At 30.1% G+C, this 18,160-nt stretch carries 14 protein-coding genes; all 14 read right to left on the bottom strand.

All coding sequences use genetic code 11. The annotated features are described in order from the left end of the window. Positions 1–126 precede the first annotated feature (126 nt). The 14 genes from pnp to IC758_RS06435 all read right to left on the bottom strand — a co-directional run bounded on the left by pnp (position 127) and on the right by IC758_RS06435 (position 17,923). Positions 127–2,238: a polyribonucleotide nucleotidyltransferase gene (gene pnp / locus IC758_RS06500; protein WP_227823662.1), complete on the bottom strand. Its 2,112-nt coding sequence runs from the start codon at positions 2,236–2,238 to the stop codon at positions 127–129. 124 nt (positions 2,239–2,362) lie between these two features. Next, entirely contained in the window at positions 2,363–3,208 is an 846-nt protein-coding gene (locus IC758_RS06495) for a DegV family protein (protein ID WP_227860826.1), read from the bottom strand. 238 nt (positions 3,209–3,446) lie between these two features. Then, positions 3,447–3,704, bottom strand: coding sequence for a 30S ribosomal protein S15 (rpsO, locus tag IC758_RS06490; RefSeq protein WP_227434225.1), 258 nt, complete (start codon positions 3,702–3,704; stop codon positions 3,447–3,449). Positions 3,705–3,807: 103 nt separating this feature from the next. After that, positions 3,808–4,737 (bottom strand): bifunctional riboflavin kinase/FAD synthetase, encoded by a 930-nt coding sequence (locus IC758_RS06485; RefSeq protein WP_227434224.1) that lies wholly within the window; start codon positions 4,735–4,737, stop codon positions 3,808–3,810. Between the two features lie 131 nt (positions 4,738–4,868). Next, complete coding sequence (gene truB / locus IC758_RS06480; RefSeq protein WP_227834640.1) at positions 4,869–5,774, bottom strand: tRNA pseudouridine(55) synthase TruB; 906 nt, start codon at positions 5,772–5,774, stop codon at positions 4,869–4,871. Between the two features lie 12 nt (positions 5,775–5,786). Further along, on the bottom strand, positions 5,787–6,758 hold the full coding sequence (locus IC758_RS06475; RefSeq protein WP_227434222.1) for a DHH family phosphoesterase: 972 nt from the start codon (positions 6,756–6,758) through the stop codon (positions 5,787–5,789). Then, on the bottom strand, positions 6,751–7,131 hold the full coding sequence (gene rbfA, locus IC758_RS06470; RefSeq protein WP_227434221.1) for a 30S ribosome-binding factor RbfA: 381 nt from the start codon (positions 7,129–7,131) through the stop codon (positions 6,751–6,753). The genes IC758_RS06475 and rbfA overlap by 8 nt, the downstream gene beginning before the upstream one ends. A 42-nt stretch (positions 7,132–7,173) precedes the next feature. Further along, positions 7,174–9,114 (bottom strand): translation initiation factor IF-2, encoded by a 1,941-nt coding sequence (gene infB, locus IC758_RS06465; protein WP_227434220.1) that lies wholly within the window; start codon positions 9,112–9,114, stop codon positions 7,174–7,176. 21 nt (positions 9,115–9,135) lie between these two features. Next, positions 9,136–9,447 (bottom strand): L7Ae/L30e/S12e/Gadd45 family ribosomal protein, encoded by a 312-nt coding sequence (locus IC758_RS06460; RefSeq protein ID WP_227434219.1) that lies wholly within the window; start codon positions 9,445–9,447, stop codon positions 9,136–9,138. Further along, positions 9,437–9,718 (bottom strand): RNase P modulator RnpM, encoded by a 282-nt coding sequence (gene rnpM, locus IC758_RS06455; RefSeq protein WP_227434218.1) that lies wholly within the window; start codon positions 9,716–9,718, stop codon positions 9,437–9,439. Before rnpM ends, IC758_RS06460 begins: the two co-directional genes overlap by 11 nt. A gap of 6 nt (positions 9,719–9,724) precedes the next feature. Further along, positions 9,725–10,879, bottom strand: a complete 1,155-nt coding sequence (nusA, locus tag IC758_RS06450; protein ID WP_227434217.1) for a transcription termination factor NusA — start codon at positions 10,877–10,879, stop codon at positions 9,725–9,727. A gap of 29 nt (positions 10,880–10,908) precedes the next feature. Further along, positions 10,909–11,370 (bottom strand): ribosome maturation factor RimP, encoded by a 462-nt coding sequence (gene rimP / locus IC758_RS06445; protein WP_227434216.1) that lies wholly within the window; start codon positions 11,368–11,370, stop codon positions 10,909–10,911. Positions 11,371–11,582: 212 nt separating this feature from the next. Then, on the bottom strand, positions 11,583–15,881 hold the full coding sequence (locus IC758_RS06440; RefSeq protein WP_227836149.1) for a PolC-type DNA polymerase III: 4,299 nt from the start codon (positions 15,879–15,881) through the stop codon (positions 11,583–11,585). A 212-nt stretch (positions 15,882–16,093) separates the two neighbouring features. Next, positions 16,094–17,923, bottom strand: a complete 1,830-nt coding sequence (locus IC758_RS06435) for an SH3 domain-containing protein (protein WP_227831211.1) — start codon at positions 17,921–17,923, stop codon at positions 16,094–16,096. Positions 17,924–18,160 lie beyond the last annotated feature (237 nt).

Here is an 18,160-nt window from a genome sequence, read left to right as displayed (position 1 = left end):
ATACTATTAGTAATTTACCATATGTTGTAAATAAAATCAATATTAACACGATATTTAATAGTCATTATCATATTAGCAATAAAAAAAAGCAAAACCCTAGGATTTTGCCTTTAATTATTTAATATATTATTTATTTTTATGCTCTGGTTTTGGTAAAAGAACTTTTCTGGATAAGTTAACTCTTCCTTTTTCATCTATTTCTGTAACTTTAACTTCAACTTCATCTCCTATATTTAATACATCTTCAACCTTAGCAACTCTTTCATGAGCTATATGAGATATATGAAGTAATCCTTCTTTTCCTGGAAGTATTTCAATAAATGCTCCAAAATTCATTATTCTACTTACTTTACCTTTATAAGTTTTTCCTACTTCTGGTTCAATAACTATATTATTTATAAGTTCTTGAGCTCTATTAATCATATCAATTTCAATACCTGATATGAATACTTCTCCAGTTTGTTCAATATCTATCTTAACTCCAGTTTCATCTATTATCTTAGTTATTATTTTTCCACCAGGTCCTATTACATCTTTTATTTTGTCAGGATTTATTTGCATTTTAACAATCTTAGGTGCATATGGTGAAAGCTCTGGTTTTGGTTGAGATATAGTTTTTCTCATTTCTCCTAGTATATGGATTCTACCTTCCTTAGCTTGTTTTAAAGCACGTTGTAGAACTTCTTTATCTATACCATCTATTTTTATATCCATTTGTATCGCAGTTATACCATGCTCTGTTCCAGCCACTTTAAAGTCCATGTCTCCTAAGTGGTCTTCCATACCTTGTATATCTGAAAGCACTGCTACTTTACCATCATGCTTTATAAGTCCCATTGCTATACCTGCAACCATGTCTCTTATAGGTACACCTGCATCAAGCAGAGATAATGTTGAGCCACATACACTCGCTTGAGATGTAGAACCATTTGAACTCAATACTTCAGAAACTAATCTAATAGCATAAGGGAAGTCTTCTTGAGATGGTATCACTGGTAGTAAAGCTCTCTCAGCTAAAGCACCATGCCCTATTTCTCTTCTACCTGGACCTCTTGATGGTCTAGCTTCTCCAACACTATATGATGGGAAATTGTAGTGATGCATATATCTCTTGTTTTCTTCTTCATCTAATCCATCTAACTTTTGAACATCTCCTAAAGCACCTAAAGTAGCTACATTAAGTACTTGAGTTTGTCCTCTAGTAAATATAGCTGAACCATGAGCTCTAGGTATCATACCAGTTTCACACCATATAGGTCTGATTTCTTCTAATTTTCTATTATCTGGTCTTACATTTTCATGCACTATAAGTTTTCTTACTTCTTCTTTTATTATATCTTGTAATACTTCCTCTATATCACCAATAAGTTCTTCAAAATTTTCAATAGTTTCTTCAAAATGAGCTAGAGTTTCTTCTTTAACTCTATCCATCTTTTCCATTCTTTCTAGTTTTTCAAAAGTTTGAACTGCGTCCTTCATCTTAGCAGTTGCAAATTCACGAACCAATTGAGTTATTTCTTCTCCTGCATGGTATAATTCAACAACAATTTTTTCTTTTCCAACTTCTGCAACTATACCATCTATAAATTCAACCACTTTTTTTATTTCTTGATGAGCGAATAAAATAGCATCAAGCATTATATCATCTGGAACTTCATCTGCTCCAGCTTCAACCATCATTATTGCTTCTTTTGTACCTGAAACAACTAGATGCATTGAACTTTTCTCTCTTTGCTCTGCATTTGGATTTACAACAAATGCACCATCTACAAGACCAACACATACTGAACCTGTTGGACCATTAAATGGTATATCTGATATAGAAAGTGCTATAGATGAACCTATCATTGCTACTATATCTGGTGTGCAATCTTGATCTACTGATAAAACTGTTGCAACTACCTGAACATCATTTCTAAATCCTTTTGGAAATAATGGTCTTATTGGTCTATCTATCAATCTTGATGTAAGTATCGCTTTTTCTGAAGGCTTACCTTCTCTCTTTAAAAAACCTCCAGGTATTTTACCTACAGAGTATAATTTTTCTTCATAATCTACACTTAAAGGGAAAAAGTCTATTCCGTCTCTAGGCTTAGCTGACTTAGTTGTATTTACCATTACCATACTGTCGCTGTATCTAACTATACAGCTACCGTTAGTCATTTCACAAATTTTTCCTATTTCTACAGAAAGTTCTCTCCCTGCGAAATCCATTTTAAATATTTTATGTTCAAACATTAATGCTTGTCCTCCTCTTATTAAAAACACGTATATCACTCTATTTACTATATTATCAAAAATACTATAAATTAACAATATAAAAATTATCTTTGCCTATATATGCAAGAAGCTTATATTCCTGCTAATTAGAACAACTTATAGCTAATATATCTGGCCCTGTATGAGAGCAAATAGAAACTCCACCTCTAGTAAACAAGACTCTTCTTGCTTTTATTCTTTTATTTACTTCTTCTTTTAATATTTTACAATCATGTAGATTATCTCCACAGCCTATTGTTACTATTTTCCCTTCTAAAGACCCTTCATTCATTTCTAAAATTATATCTACTAGTTTACTTGCTATATTTTTTACTCCTCTGACCTTGTTTACCAACTTAGCTTCCCCATTATCAAAGAAAAATATAGGTTTTATATTCAACATATTTCCTATTAAAGCAGTTGCTACTGGAACCCTTCCACTTTGTTTTAAGAAATCAAGGGTATATGGAGCAAAAAGTAATCTTATACTGCTACGAATGTTTTCTAACTCATTTATTATTTCTTCAAACCCCAAACCTTCTTCAACAAGTTCACAGGCTTTTATAACATATTGCCCACTACCAAGTGATAAGTTTCGAGTATCAAATATATGTATTTTTTCTTTTTCATTCATATCATTCTTAGCTATTACAGCACTTTGAAAAGTTCCTGAGGCATTTGATGCACCTGTTAAACAGATTATATGATATCCCTCTTCTATAAACTTATCAAATACTTCTTTAAACTCCATATATGTAGCTTGTGAAGTCTTAGGTATTTGTTTTATTTCTTTTACTTTCTTGTAAAACTCTTCTTTATCTATATCCACTCCTTCTATGTATTCTCTATCATTAAAAATAACTGTAAGTGGAACTATTTCTATATAATCTTTCTTTGATATTTCATCTGGAATATCGCACAAACTATCACATACTAACTTTATTTTCAAAATAATTTCCTCCTTATTCTAACTAAATATTATAGTATAAAGTTTCTATATTTATCTTGTCTTTCCTTTTTAATTGCTTATGTATTTATATATTACCTTATATTCTTACCCAATATTATTCATTTTATAATTTTTTATAATGTATAAATTACTTTTATTATTAACTATTTTACTCTATAATAAATTAACTATAAAAAAGCAGGTATACACTATACCTGCTTTTTTATAAAGAATGAAATTACTTTCTTAATCCTAATTTAGCTATTAATGCTCTATATCCTTCAAGATCTTTTTCTTTTAAGTAAGCTAATAAGTTTCTTCTTCTACCAACCATTTTTAATAGTCCTCTTCTTGAATGGTGGTCTTTCTTATGAGTTTTTAAATGTCCATTTAGATCATTTATTCTAGCTGTTAATAAAGCTATTTGTACTTCTGGAGAACCAGTATCTCCTTCAACTCTTCCATATTCTTTGATTATTTCTGTTTTGTTTATCATTTAGATTACCTCCGTATTTTTTTAGAAACGCCTATTACTAAGCATTGATTGGAGTATTCAAAAGCTGAGTAATGGTTATTTTCCTTAATCATTTTATCATACATTACCTGTTTTTGCAAACATAGTTTTCATATACATAGTTTATGTCATTAGACAATTGATTTTTTAAGTCATCTATTGAATTAAATTTTCTCTCATCCCTTATTCTTTCCAAAAATTCAACAATTATATTTTCACCATAAATATCTCTGTCAAATTCTAAAATATTTGTTTCAATAGACAAAGATTTTCCATTAACTGTTGGGTTGTAACCTACATTTGTAGCACCAAAATAAACCTCATCTCCAATATGTACAATAGAAGCATAGATACCTCTCTTTGGAATGAGCATATTATTCTTAAGGTCAATATTTGCTGTTGGGAATCCAATAGTTCTTCCAAGGTGTTTAGAATGTATAACACAGCCTTCCAACTTGTAATTACGACCTAAATACTCTTTGACATTAGTCATATCACCTTGGGATACTAAACTTCTAATATAAGTACTACTCACTCTTACATCATTTATTTTGATTGGTTTTATTACTTCCACCTCAAAACCAAATTCATCTTCTAAGCTTTTTAATAGATTGACATTACCTTCCTTCGCTCTGGCAAACGTAAAGTCATGTCCAATTACTATTTTTTTAGCTTTTAATTTTTTTACTAGTATCTCCTCTACAAAATCCTTTGCAGGTATTTTGGTCATATACTCATCAAATGGTATGATTACAACTATATCTATTCCCAATTCTTCCAATAATCTTATTTTGTCCTCATTGCTTATAATATTTTTTGTTGAGTTTGGTCTAAAGTAGTTTACAGGATGATTTGCAAATGTAAATACAATACTCTGTATATTTTCTTTTTTTGCATATTCAACTGCTTTTTTTATAAGAACTTGATGTCCTTTGTGTATGCCATCAAAATTCCCTATGGTAATGACACTTTCTTTTATGTTTGCTATTTCTGCTATAGATTTTATAATCACCATAATAAATTTTCCCCGCTAAAATTATAATTTACTCTTAACTTATTCACAAACTATTATAGCATAAGTAAAAGAGATAGACTATAGAAGTTATTATAGTACTATCTCTTTTGGTGTTTTTTCAAATACATTGATTATACAAACATCTTATCACTTTTAACACTTATTGTATTATTATGTTTTGATAATTTTCCTAATCCTAAGAAGTTATCTTTACTGTATACTCTTACAAATTCATCATCTTTACTGAGATTGTTCTTTAAAAATCTCTTATCATCTATTGAACCACCATTACTATAATATTTTATAGCATTAGGGTTTAATACAATATAATTAAACGAATCCAATACATAATCTATATCATATAAATGTTTATCCAGAGTTTCATTTGCATAAAATAATTCTAATTCTTCCAGCGTTATCGAATTTTCCAAGTTAAATTTGCCAGAAGATGTTCTATTTAAAAACGACATATGTCCTCCACACCCTAGATATTCTCCTATATCATGGCAAATGCTTCTCACATAAGTCCCTTTAGAACACTCAACATAAAACATTACTTTATTACCTTTTATACTAAGGATTTTTATATCTTTTATGTTTATTCTTCTAGTTTTTAAAGTAATCTCAGAGCCTCTACCACTTCTTACTAAATCACACATTCTCTTTCCATTTACTTTTAAAGCTGAGTAAATTGGAGGAAGTTGATCTATTTCACCTTTTTGCATATCAAAAGCTCTTTCTATATCTTCATTACTTAACTTAAAATCATCAACTTTTTTTATAATTTCGCCAGATGAATCATAGGTATCTGTACTTATACCTAAAGTAAGTTCACATATATACGATTTATCTTTGTTTAAAATAAGTTCACATACTTTTGTAGCTTTTCCTATACATATTGGTAAAACACCTGATGCATCTGGGTCAAGAGTACCTGTATGCCCAACTTTTTTCATATTTAAAATCTTTCTTACCCTACTTACAACATCATGAGACGTCATACCTGTAGGCTTCAATATATTTATAATCTTATTCATTTTATTGTCACCTTAAATTGATTTTAACACTGCCTCTAATACCATTTTTTTAGCATTATCAATACTATCTTTGATAGTGCATCCAGCAGCTCTTATGTGACCACCGCCACCAAATACCTTAGCTATTTCACTTACATCAACATAATTTTTTGACCTAAAACTCACTTTAATTTCATCTTGTTTTTTTTCTTTAAATAAAATTCCAACTTCAATATCCTTTATATCTCTAGTATATGTTGTTATACCATCAACATCATTGAAACTCATGTTATTCCTATTCATCATATCCTGAGTTAAAATTATACTAGATACCTTTGAATCAAATATCTCCAAAGATTTCAAAGCTTCACCTAATAATTTATAATAATCAGAAGAATTACTTTGATATATATTTTGTATTATAGTATTTTTTTCTGCACCCAAAATAAGTAAATCCTTTGCCATTTCAAAACTACTTGCATGCACATTTGAATAGGAAAAATTTCCGGTATCAGTTACAAGACCTGTGTATAAACATGTTGCTATGTCTTTATTTATAATCTTAATGTCTTTTATTTCTTGAAATCTAACCAATAAATTATACACTAGTTCACAAGTAGAAGATGCATCAATATCTACATAGTTTAAGTCTCCATATGAATCATTACTCGCATGATGGTCAATACAGATTACTTTTGATGCATTATTTTTGATTTCATCACTTACACATATTCTCATCTTATCTCCACAGTCAAGTGCAATTAGAGAATACTTATTTATATCAAATTCATGAGACTTATAAATTTCTATACCTTCAACTAAAAACTTTAAATTCAATGGAGCTTCATCATCAAGTACATAATATACATTTTTCCCTAAATTTTTTAGTGTATAATACATTGAAAGTGTGGAACCAATATTATCTCCATCTGGACTAATATGAGAGGTAACTATAAAATAGTCACCTTCATATATATAATTTATAATACTATCAATATTATTCATCATAATTTTCATCCTCATTTTTTTGAGTATTTTTTTCATTTACTCTCTTTATAAGGCTATCCATATACATTCCTTTTTCTATTGAATCATCAAGTTTAAATATTATCTCAGGAATATATCTAAGCTTTATATTTTTTCCTACTTCTCTTCTTATATACCCTCCAGCACTCTTAAGTCCTGCTAATGTGGATTCTTCATCTCCACCTAGAATACTTACATATACATAAGCATATCTTAGGTCATTTGTAACTTCTACATCAGTTACACTTACCAAAGATGTTATTCTAGGGTCTTTTACTCCATTTATAAGCATAGTGCTTACTACTTTTCTTATTTCTTCTGCAATTCTTCTTGTTCTATTATATGATGCCATACCATCGACCTTCTTTACTAACTGATTTTCTTTGATACGAATTTATAATTTTCTTTCTACTTCTTTAGTTATATAAGCTTCTACTATGTCGCCTTCTTTTATGTCATTATAATTTACAAAACTCATACCACATTCGTATCCAGAATTAACTTCTTTTACATCATCTTTAAATCTCTTAAGTGCTGCCAGTTCACCTTCATGTATTATTATACTATCTCTAACTAATCTTATTTTACAGTTTCTAAATATTTTACCATTAGTTACATAACATCCAGCTACTGTTCCAATACCAGATATTTTATATATTTCTCTTATTTCAGCTTTTCCTGTTTCTTCATCAACATATTCAGGGTCTAACATACCAGTCATAGCAGCTTGTATATCTTCTATAGCTTTGTATATTATAGTATATGTTCTTATATCAACATTTTCCTTCTCTCCTAGAGATTCTGCACCTGGAACTGGTCTTACATTGAATCCTATTATTATTGCATTAGAGGCTGCTGCAAGTAATATATCTGATTCTGTTACAGCTCCAACACCTCCATGTATTACTTTAACCTGTACTTCTTCATTTGATAATTTTTCTAAAGATTGTTTAACTGCTTGTACTGAACCTTGTACATCTGCTTTTATAACTATGTTAAGGTCTTTTATAGCACCTTCACTCATTTGACTAAATAAAGCATCTAGTGATAATCTTTGAGTTGATTTTAACATCTCATCTCTAAATAATTGTTGTCTTCTTGCTGCTACACTTCTAGCAATTTTATCTGTTGGAACCTCAACAAATTGGTCTCCACCTTGTGGAACTTCTGATAGCCCTAATATTTCCACTGCTGTAGATGGACCTGCTGTTTTTACTCTTTTTCCTTTTGCATTTATCATTGCTCTAACTTTACCACATGCAACACCTGCAACAATTGGATCACCTACTGTTAGAGTACCACCCTGAACAAGTACTGTTGCAACTGGACCTCTTCCCTTATCAAGCTCAGCTTCTATAACAGTTCCTACTGCTCTTTTATTTGGATTGGCTCTTAATTCTTCTATTTCAGCAACCAACAATACCATTTCTAAAAGTGTATCTATTCCTTCTTTTTTCTTAGCTGATACTGGAACTGCTATTACTTCTCCACCCCAGTCTTCAACTAATAATCCCTGGTCTGCTAATTCTTGTTTAACTTTATCTGGGTTTGCACCTGGTTTATCTATTTTATTTATAGCAACTATTAAAGGTACTCCTGCTGCTTTAACATGGTTTATTGCTTCTACTGTTTGAGGCATTATACCATCATCTGCTGCAACAACTAATATTGCTATATCTGTAACTTGTGCTCCTCTTGCTCTCATTGATGTGAAAGCCTCATGCCCTGGTGTATCTAAAAAGACTATTTTTTGTCCATTAATTTTAACTTCTGAAGCACCTATATGCTGAGTTATTCCTCCAGCTTCACCTGAAATTACATCAGTTTTTCTTATTGCATCTAGTAAAGATGTTTTACCATGGTCAACATGTCCCATAACTGTAACAACTGGTGGTCTAGGTTTTAAATCCTCTTCATTATCTTCTTCAATTTCCATTAAAGCTTCTATTTCTAAAGCTTCTGTATCATCACTTTCTGCTACTGTTAATTCAAATCCATAGTCTTTGGCAGCTAAAGCAGCAATCTCAAAATTTATCTCTTGATTTATTGTTGCCATAGTTCCCATTTTCATAAGCTTCATAATTATTTCTGATGGAGATTTATCTAATTTAGTTGCCAATACTTGTACTGTCAACTGTCCATCTATTTCTATAATATTTCCATTTTCTTGAGATGAATCTTCACTTAACACTTCAAGTGCTAATTCTAACGCTTCACCTTCTAATACTGAATCTTTGTCAGTTACATTAATATCTAATTCAGCTAACTTATTTATAAGCTCTTCATTTGATATATTTAATTTTTCTGCTATTTGGTATACTCTTGTTTTTGACACAAGATCACCCCCTATTTTATTTTAAATTTCTATTAGTTCAATTATCTTTTTAGCAAAATTTTCATCTTTTATTCCTACGACTGCTCTTGGAGATTTTCCTATTGCAAATCCTATTTCATCTTTTGTTGAAAAAAATAGATATGGAATATTTCTAAAAGTTGATTTATCTTTAAAAAGTTTTTTTGTGTTATTTGATGCATCTTCTGCAATTAAAATTAATTTTACTTTTCCTTTTTTTAAGTCAAGCAAAGTTGAATCATCACCAGACACTATTTTCCCTGCACGAGTTGCGAGTCCTAAGAACGAGTGTATCTTTTCTTTATTATTTTTCATATTCTTCTAACTCCATAAGTAGATTATCATAGACTTCATCAGGAACATCAATTTTAAAAGCTTTATTTAATGCTTTGCTTTTTATAGCTTTTTTTAGACATTCAGAGCTTTTGCACACATATGCTCCTCTTCCATTAGCTCTTCCTGTTGGGTCTAAAAATATTTTTCCTTCTTTATTTTTAACTATTCTTATAAGCTCTTTTTTAGAGTCTCTATCTTGACACGCTATGCATTTTCTTTGAGGCACTTTTTTTACTTTTTTCAAAGCCATCCCTCCTTACTCTTCTTCTTTGAAATTATCGTCTGAGATATCTAACTCATCTTGATTGATAAATTCAGCTTTAATACCCTCATCTTCTATTTCTTTGGAATTTTCAAGATTTATCATTTCTTGTTCTGCTTGAGATTCGCTCTTAATATCTATCTTCCAGTTTGTCAATTTTGCTGCAAGTCTTGCATTTTGGCCTTCTTTACCTATAGCAAGTGATAGCTGATAATCTGGAACAATAACTAAGGCAGATTTTTCATCTTCATTTATATCTACTTTAACAACTTTTGATGGGCTAAGTGCTGCTGATATAAACTCTGCTGGATTTTCACTATATTTTATTATATCTATTTTTTCATCACCAAGTTCATCCACTATATTTTTTACTCTAAGTCCTTTTGGACCTACACAAGCTCCAATTGGGTCTATTTTTTCATCTATAGATCTTACTGCCATTTTAGTTCTTGACCCAGCTTCTCTTGCTACTGATTTTATTTGAACTATACCCTCATATATTTCAGGAACTTCTTCTTCAAATAATCTCTTTACTAGACCTGGATGACTTCTTGATACAACTATTTGAGGTCCTTTGTTAGTCTTTTTAACTTCAAGTATATAGAATTTTATTTTTTGACCTGCTTTATAATTTTCAAATGGGATTTGTTCACTTTGAGTCATTATCCCTTCTATTCTTCCAAGATTTACATAAACAATATTTTTATTTGCTCTAGCAACCTCTCCTGTAACTATTTCATTTTCTTTTTCTATAAATTCATTATACACTATTTCTCTCTCAGCTTCTCTTATTCTTTGAACAACTACTTGTTTTGCTGTCTGAGCTGCAATTCTCCCAAAGTTTTTAGGTGTAACTTCATGCTCTATAATATCACCCAGTTCATAATTAGGGTTTATTTCTCTAGCATCTGCTAACTCTATTTCTAAGAAAGTATCATACAAGTCTGATTCATCGACAACTACTCTTTGAGAAAACACCTTTATATCGCCTTTGTCTCTATCAAACTCAACTCTAACATTTTGTGCTGAACCAAAGTTTTTTTTGTATGCAGTTAAAAGAGCTTGCTCTATAGTATCTATAAGTATTTCTTTATCTATACCTCTATCAACTACTAATTCATTTAGTGCTTCCATAAATTCATGATTCATTTTTTATTTCCTCCCTATTTAATATACCACTAAAACTTTATTGCTAATCTAACAATAGCAACATCTTTTCTATTAAATTCCATTTCTTCACCATTTATAATGATTTTTATATTATTGTCTTCTGTTAATCCTACAAGTTCACCTTCAAATTGTTTACATCCATTTAATGGTTTATATAATTTTAAATCTACATCTCTACCTTGGTATCTAGCAAAATCTCTGTCTTTTTTTAGTGCTTTATCAAGCCCTGGAGAAGATACTTCTAAGAAATAATTTTCTTTTATAGGGTCTTTTTCGTCTAATATTGGGCTTAGTTCTCTACTAACTAATTCACATTCGTTTAAAGATATTCCTTCTTCTTTATCTATGTATACTCTTAAGTAGTATTCTCCCGCTTCTTTTACATATTCAACATCAACCATTTCAAATCCATGTTCATCCGTTATTTTAGTTACAATTTCTTCAATTGCTACTTCTAAATCTTTTTTCATTAAATTACCTCCTATTCAATTGTAAATGACTATTTTAAATTTATTAAATAATTTTTAAATTAAATGTATTTAATAAATTTAAACTAGTTCTTAATAATATATTTAAAATAAAAGAGTGAGAACAGCTGTCTCACTCTTAGTTTCTGCAAAGTATACTATTTTCTATACTATGATATCATAAAATTCTTTTATTTGCAACTTTTTGAACTAACCTAAAACAGTGACAATTGGTTTTCATCACTCATATTTTCAAGTGAGCCATGATTAGTAAGTGTTTCTATTACTGTTTTTGATACTTTTGCTCTCTTTCTTAAATCTTCTTTTGATATAAACTCACCATTTTTTCTTTCATTTTGAATATTTAAAGCTGCATTTCCTCCAAGACCTTGTATTGCTGCCATTGGTGGAAGTAATGTTTTTTCTCCAACAACTATAAAGTCACTTGCATCCGATTTATATATATCAACTGGTAACAGCCTTATCCCCCTTGCATACATTTCAAGTGCAACTTCTAATACGGTCAACATACCTTTTTCCTTTGTAGTTGCATCATTTCCCAATGCTTCAATCTCATTTATTTTTGATTTTATAGTATCCAAACCTTTAACAATTAAATCTGCATCAAAATCTTCCACCTTTGTAGTAAAGTAAGTTGCATAAAAGGCTTCTGGGTAATGTACTTTACAATATGCAATTCTAAATGAGGTCATAACATAAGCAACAGCATGTGCTTTAGGGAACATATATTTAATCTTTTTACACGAACCTATATACCATTCTGGAACATTATTTTTCTTCATTTCTTCAATATGTTCTGGTTTTAAACCTTTCCCTTTTCTTACACTCTCCATTATTGTAAAACTCATCTTAGGAGGTAAGCCTTTAAATATTAAGTAGTTCATTATGTCATCTCGTGTAGATATAACATCTTTTAATCCCACTATATCTTCTCTAACTAAATCTTGTGCGTTATTTACCCAAACATCTGTACCATGAGAAAGACCAGATATACGTACGAGCTCTGCAAACGTAGTAGGTTTTGTATCAAGGAGCATTTGTCGTACAAACTTAGTTCCAAATTCAGGTACAGCAAGACATCCTATAGGACAATTTATCTCTTCTGGTGTAACTCCTAACGCTTCTGTAGATGTAAATAAAGACATAGTCTCTTCATCATCTAGAGGAATTTCAGTTATATTTATTCCAGTAATATCTTCAAGCATTCTTATGATAGTAGGACCGTCGTGTCCAAGTATATCAAGTTTAAGTATCCTACCACTTATTGAATGATAATCAAAGTGAGTAGTTATAACGCCACAAGAAGTATCATTTGCTGGATATTGTATAGGTGTAAAATCATATACATCTTTATAGTCTGGTATAACCATAACTCCACCAGGATGCTGTCCTGAGGTTCTTTTTACGCCAGTACACCCATTTGAAAGTCTAAGTACCTCCGCATTTGGTACACTTATATTATTTTCTTCTACATATTTTCTTGCATATCCAAAAGCTGTTTTTTCTGCTACTGTACCTATAGTTCCTGCTCTATATACATATCCCTCTCCAAATAATTCTTCGGTGTATTTGTGGATTGTTGGCTGATAATTTCCTGAGAAATTTAGGTCTATATCTGGTTCTTTATCTCCTTCAAAACCTAAGAAAACCTCAAACGGAATGTCATGACCATTTTTAGCAAGTTTTCTTCCACATTTTGGACAATCCTTATCTGGCAAGTCAACACCTGACCCCCATTCACCTATTTCATAAAAAAAGGAATATTTACAATCTTCATTTTCACAAATATAGTGAGCTGGTAGAGGATTAACTTCTGTTATATCACTCATAGTAGCTGCAAATGATGAACCAACAGAACCTCTTGAACCAACCAAATACCCATCTGAAAGAGATTTTGCAACTAGTTTTTGAGCTATAATATACATAACTGCATATCCATTACTTATTATTGAATTTAATTCTCTATCCAATCTTTTTTGAACTATTTCTGGTATTGGCTCTCCATAAATCCGTTTAGCTTTTTCATAGCACATTTCCCTTAATTCTACATCTGAACCTTCTATAATTGGTGGATATGTATCATCTGGTATAGGTTTTATATTTTCAACCATATCAGCAATCAAATTACTATTTTCAACCACAACTTCATATGCTAATTCTTCTCCAAGATAACTAAACTCCTCCAACATTTCATCTGTTGTCCTAAAATGTAAATAAGTCTCTTCTTCATCTACCTTAAATCCTTGAGAATACTTTAGAACTTTTCTTAAAACAGCCTCATGTTTATCTAAAAAATGCACATCTCCAGTAGCTACTGGAATTTTATTAAACCTCTTAGCTGTATCAATTAATTTTCTATTTAATTCTCTCAGCTCTTCTTCATCCTTTACTTCTCCTTTATCAATCATAAACCTATTGTTATCTATAGGCATTACTTCTATATAATCATATAAATCTATTATTTTTTTCATTTCTTCATCAGATACATTTTTCTTTACAGCTTGAAAAACAACCCCTGCTTCACAAGCGGAACCAATTATGAGACCCTCCTTATACTCATTTAAAATACTTCTAAGGATTCTTGGGGCTCTAAAAAAATGATTTACATGTGCATCTGAAATTATTTTATATAAGTTTTTTATACCTATAGAATTTTTTGCTATCAAGGTTATATGATTTGTACTAAGCTTTGTATAATCGATTTTTCCAAGAATATTATTCACATCACTTAAAGTTTTGGCACCTTTTTCTGTAAGCATCTGTAAAAATTTATTAAATATAAGTGCAGTTGCTTCCGCATCATCAACTGCTCTATGGTGGTTTAAAAGAGGTATGCCAAGCTCTTTAGCAACAACATTTAATCTATGTCTTTTTAACTTGGGAAGCATTACTCTGGCTAACATAAGTGTATCTACTTTTTTGTGATTATACATTATCCCCTGTTCTCTACACTTTTGTGATATAAATCCAGTATCAAACTCCGCATTATGTGCAACTAGTACACTATCTCCAACAAACTCCATAAATCTTGGAAGAACTTCTTCAATAGTTGGCTTATCTTTAATCAATTCATTAGTTATTCCTGTTAATTCTTGTATCTTATACGAAATATCTTTTTCAGGATTTATTAATTCACTAAATCTATCTACAATTTTAAAATTTTCTATTTTTACAGCACCAATTTCAGTTATTTTATCATTTGTATTAGAAAATCCAGTAGTCTCTATATCAAATACAACAAACGTCTGAGAAAGTTCTTTATCATTTGCATCTTCTATAATAAGAGAATCATCTTCAACTAAATACCCTTCTACTCCATAAAGTATTTTTATGTTGTTTGCCTTACCAGCATTCATAGCATCTGGGAATCCCTGTACAACACCATGGTCTGTTATAGCAACCGCTGGATGTCCCCATTTTGCTGCACGTTCTACAAGTTTTTTAACAGAACAAATAGCATCCATAGAAGACATCTGAGTATGTGCATGAAGCTCCACCCTTTTTTCTTCTGAAGTATCTTTTCTCTCTGGTCTAGCTTCTTGTCTAATTCCACTAATCATCATACTAATTTCTCTTTGATATGTATCATAAACTATGTCACCTTTAAGTTTTAAATAAGCTCCTTTTTTAACATTTTCAAGTACTCCATCTTTATTGGTATCTGTTAAAAATAGCTTACAACTTATTGAACTAGTATAATCTGTAATTGATGCTATCATAAGTATTTTTCCATTTTTAAGTTCTTTAGTCTCAACATCAAATATATCTCCAACAACTGCAACTGTTCCAGAAGAGGCATTTAAGCCAGATATATTTTCAATCATAGAATTTGCATTATCTCCATAGACTAAATTTTCGTCAACTTCTGATTTAATAACATAGCCTTCTTCTTCATTTTCTTCACACTTATTAATTTGTCCAATTTCCAATGCTCTAATTTTTTCTTCCATTTCTCTATCATTTATTCTTATAAGTCTTTCTACATTTACCTTTTCATCAACAGCTTTTTCAATAGTTATATCTAAATCCAATCCCAATTCTTCACTAAGAACAGTTTTAAGTACATGAACTACATTTTTTTTTATTAATCTCTCATAAAATATACCCTTTGGGAGTTTTATTTTTAATTCTTCATCTAAACAAAGAAATTCAACTTGCTTATACCATCCTGCAATGGATGGACACAGGTACTTTAATATATACAAGATATTATTCCAATATTTTTTTATAACATCTTTGTTAGATTTTCTTTCAAACCCAGTAAATCTTATTTTCATCTTTATATCTTTAAAATAATCAAGCTTATACATCAATTCTTCTCTAAATTTATCTAAAAGTTCATGTGAAACAATATCTTTAGATGTCAGGTAAAAATAAACAATTTTATTTTCTTTAAAATAAACTACTCTACTTATGTAAACTTCTTTAAGTTGCTTTCCAAGACCGCTGTTATTAATTTCTAATTTATCTAAATATTCCTTAACACTTTCCATTTATATCCTCCTTTCCTAACATTATATATATATTATTACCACTTTTTCTCTATTTCTATCTATTACTCATTTATATTTACTTAGAATTAATATTATAGCATAAAAATTTTGCTAATATTAAGATTTATATCTTGTAAATTATATACAAAAAGACTACAGATAATTTAAACAAAATGAAAAACTACCCATAGTCTATATTTTTTACTTATGTATTACTTATATTGTGGTACCTCAAAGACTAAACTACTTCCACCACTATAAAGGCCAATTAAATTTTCCATAATTCCAGAAATTCCATTAGCCCAATTTACATCAGTTGCATATTGGTGCCATGTATAATCATAATTCCACTTCATCTTGTAAATAGTATTTTGATTATACTTAGAACTATTTACATAGTTTTGAGATATCCATTTTGCAGAACCATCTATCGTAGCTTCAATACTAGTCCATCCATTAGAATATGCTGCCTCTGCTCCTGAAACATTGGCACTTTTATCTATTGCTCCTATTCCAAAAAAATTATACACTTTAACTGGTTTGCTAAGAGCTTGGCCTTTATAAGAAGTCAATGTCTGACCTTGTGCAAGTGTAGATTTACCATAAGCAGTTTCCCACATAGCATGAGATACTAGATATACTACATCTATATTATACTTCTTAGCAGCGTTTATAAATGCGGCTCCTTGATTCTTAAATACACTAGAAGATAATCCATTAAGGTATGAATTTAAGCTTGACTCTGATATACCACTTCTATAGCTATTAATTTTTAAGAATTGCATCATACCTTTTGTAGTATTTGTAAAGTTTTTAGGATTTAAATAATATTCTATGTCACTTGAACTAGCATTTACAAATGAACTTGTTCTTTGTGCTGAAAATGTACTAAATTCAGGACTTGGGGTACTTTTTCTATTACCTGGAGCTATTACATTCCCTCCTGCTGTTGCTTTCTCAACTTGTTTACTTACATGAGAAGCTAGTGTATAGTTTAAAGATTTGTAATCAATCTTAGCTCCACTTATATTTGCCATACCATTTACTTGTCCTGACGTTGTAGAATCATTATTTCCATTATTATTGGAATTGTTATTTGAGTTATTATTATTTGTATTATCATCTGATGTATCTGTCGAATCAGCTAGATAATTCCCCACAACAAATGCTTCTTTATTGTTAAAATTAATTTTAGCCCATCCACTACTTTCTGACATCACAGTTACTTTGCTTCCCTTATAGACTTTTCCTAATTTACTATATGTAGAGCCTGGACCACTTCTTACATTTAAAGAGGCTGTATTTACAAATTTATTAGTATTTTTTTTATCAGTATCTTGGCTAGAATTATTTGTATCACTCTGACCTGCATCTGATAAATACATACTAGATACATATCCATCTTTTCCATTATACTTTATTTTTGACCATCCATTAGATTCTGATATTACTTCTACCTTACTTCCTTTTTGTAACTTACCTAATACACCATAGCTTGTATTTGGGCCACTTCTTACATTTAGTGAAGTTGTATTTACCTGCTTAGTTTTTGATTTATTAGTTGAACTTGATACATCTCCTAGATAAGAACTCGATACATAACCTAGTCTTCCATCATATTTGATTTTTGACCAGCCATTGCTTTCTGATATTACTTCTACTTTTTGTCCCTTTTTTAATACAGTTATAACTCTATAGCTTGTTCCTGCTCCATTTCTCATATTTAAACTATTTGAGGTAACCTGTTTTTCTTTATTTGTAGATGTTCTTAAAAAGTCACCATTAGATTTTGCTATATATTTTGATGAAGCCCAACCTTCTTGTCCAGATTCAGCTTTTATTTTATACCATCCATTAGAAGAGTCTTTTATTAAAACTTTATCATCTTTTTTAGCAACAAAAGATATACTACTTTCGGCAGTTGGTTCATTTCTTACATTTAAATAATTTATAGTCACTATACCTATTTCTCCATCAGCATGTGCATTTACCATAGTTAATGGCAATACAGCTAATGTTGCTAAAGCTGCTTTTTTCTTCACTTACTTCCCCCGCCCTTCTTTTAACACTAAAACAATTTTAATATAATTATACGACAACTTATGATTTTAGTAAATATTGTCTATTTATATTATGTATACATTTTATTTATACTTTCTTTATTTTCATTTCTGATTTTAATTTATCTATTTATATATTGAAAAATATAAACTCTTTTAGCTCATATAATTTTATTTATGCCCACTCTTTAAATTGATTTGTAAAACATTAAGAAGATA

The organism is Clostridioides sp. ES-W-0016-02 (assembly GCF_020641035.1).
Taxonomy (GTDB): Bacteria; Bacillota; Clostridia; order Peptostreptococcales; family Peptostreptococcaceae; genus Clostridioides.
This window is presented reverse-complemented; position numbering and strand designations above follow the sequence as displayed.

Excerpts from the sequence above, each read along its gene's own strand:
- rpsO (WP_227434225.1), bottom strand. The coding sequence starts at position 3,704 with ATGATAAACAAAACAGAAATAATCAAAGAATATGGAAGAGTTGAAGGA.
- truB (WP_227834640.1), bottom strand. The coding sequence starts at position 5,774 with ATGAATAAGATTATAAATATATTGAAGCCTACAGGTATGACGTCTCAT.
- IC758_RS06440 (WP_227836149.1), bottom strand. The coding sequence starts at position 15,881 with ATGGAAAGTGTTAAGGAATATTTAGATAAATTAGAAATTAATAACAGC.
- pnp (WP_227823662.1), bottom strand. The coding sequence starts at position 2,238 with ATGTTTGAACATAAAATATTTAAAATGGATTTCGCAGGGAGAGAACTT.
- rbfA (WP_227434221.1), bottom strand. The coding sequence starts at position 7,131 with ATGGCATCATATAATAGAACAAGAAGAATTGCAGAAGAAATAAGAAAA.
- rnpM (WP_227434218.1), bottom strand. The coding sequence starts at position 9,718 with ATGGCTTTGAAAAAAGTAAAAAAAGTGCCTCAAAGAAAATGCATAGCG.
- IC758_RS06485 (WP_227434224.1), bottom strand. The coding sequence starts at position 4,737 with ATGGTGATTATAAAATCTATAGCAGAAATAGCAAACATAAAAGAAAGT.
- nusA (WP_227434217.1), bottom strand. The coding sequence starts at position 10,879 with ATGAATCATGAATTTATGGAAGCACTAAATGAATTAGTAGTTGATAGA.
- rimP (WP_227434216.1), bottom strand. The coding sequence starts at position 11,370 with ATGAAAAAAGATTTAGAAGTAGCAATTGAAGAAATTGTAACTAAAATA.
- IC758_RS06475 (WP_227434222.1), bottom strand. The coding sequence starts at position 6,758 with ATGAATAATATTGATAGTATTATAAATTATATATATGAAGGTGACTAT.
- IC758_RS06460 (WP_227434219.1), bottom strand. The coding sequence starts at position 9,447 with ATGAAAAATAATAAAGAAAAGATACACTCGTTCTTAGGACTCGCAACT.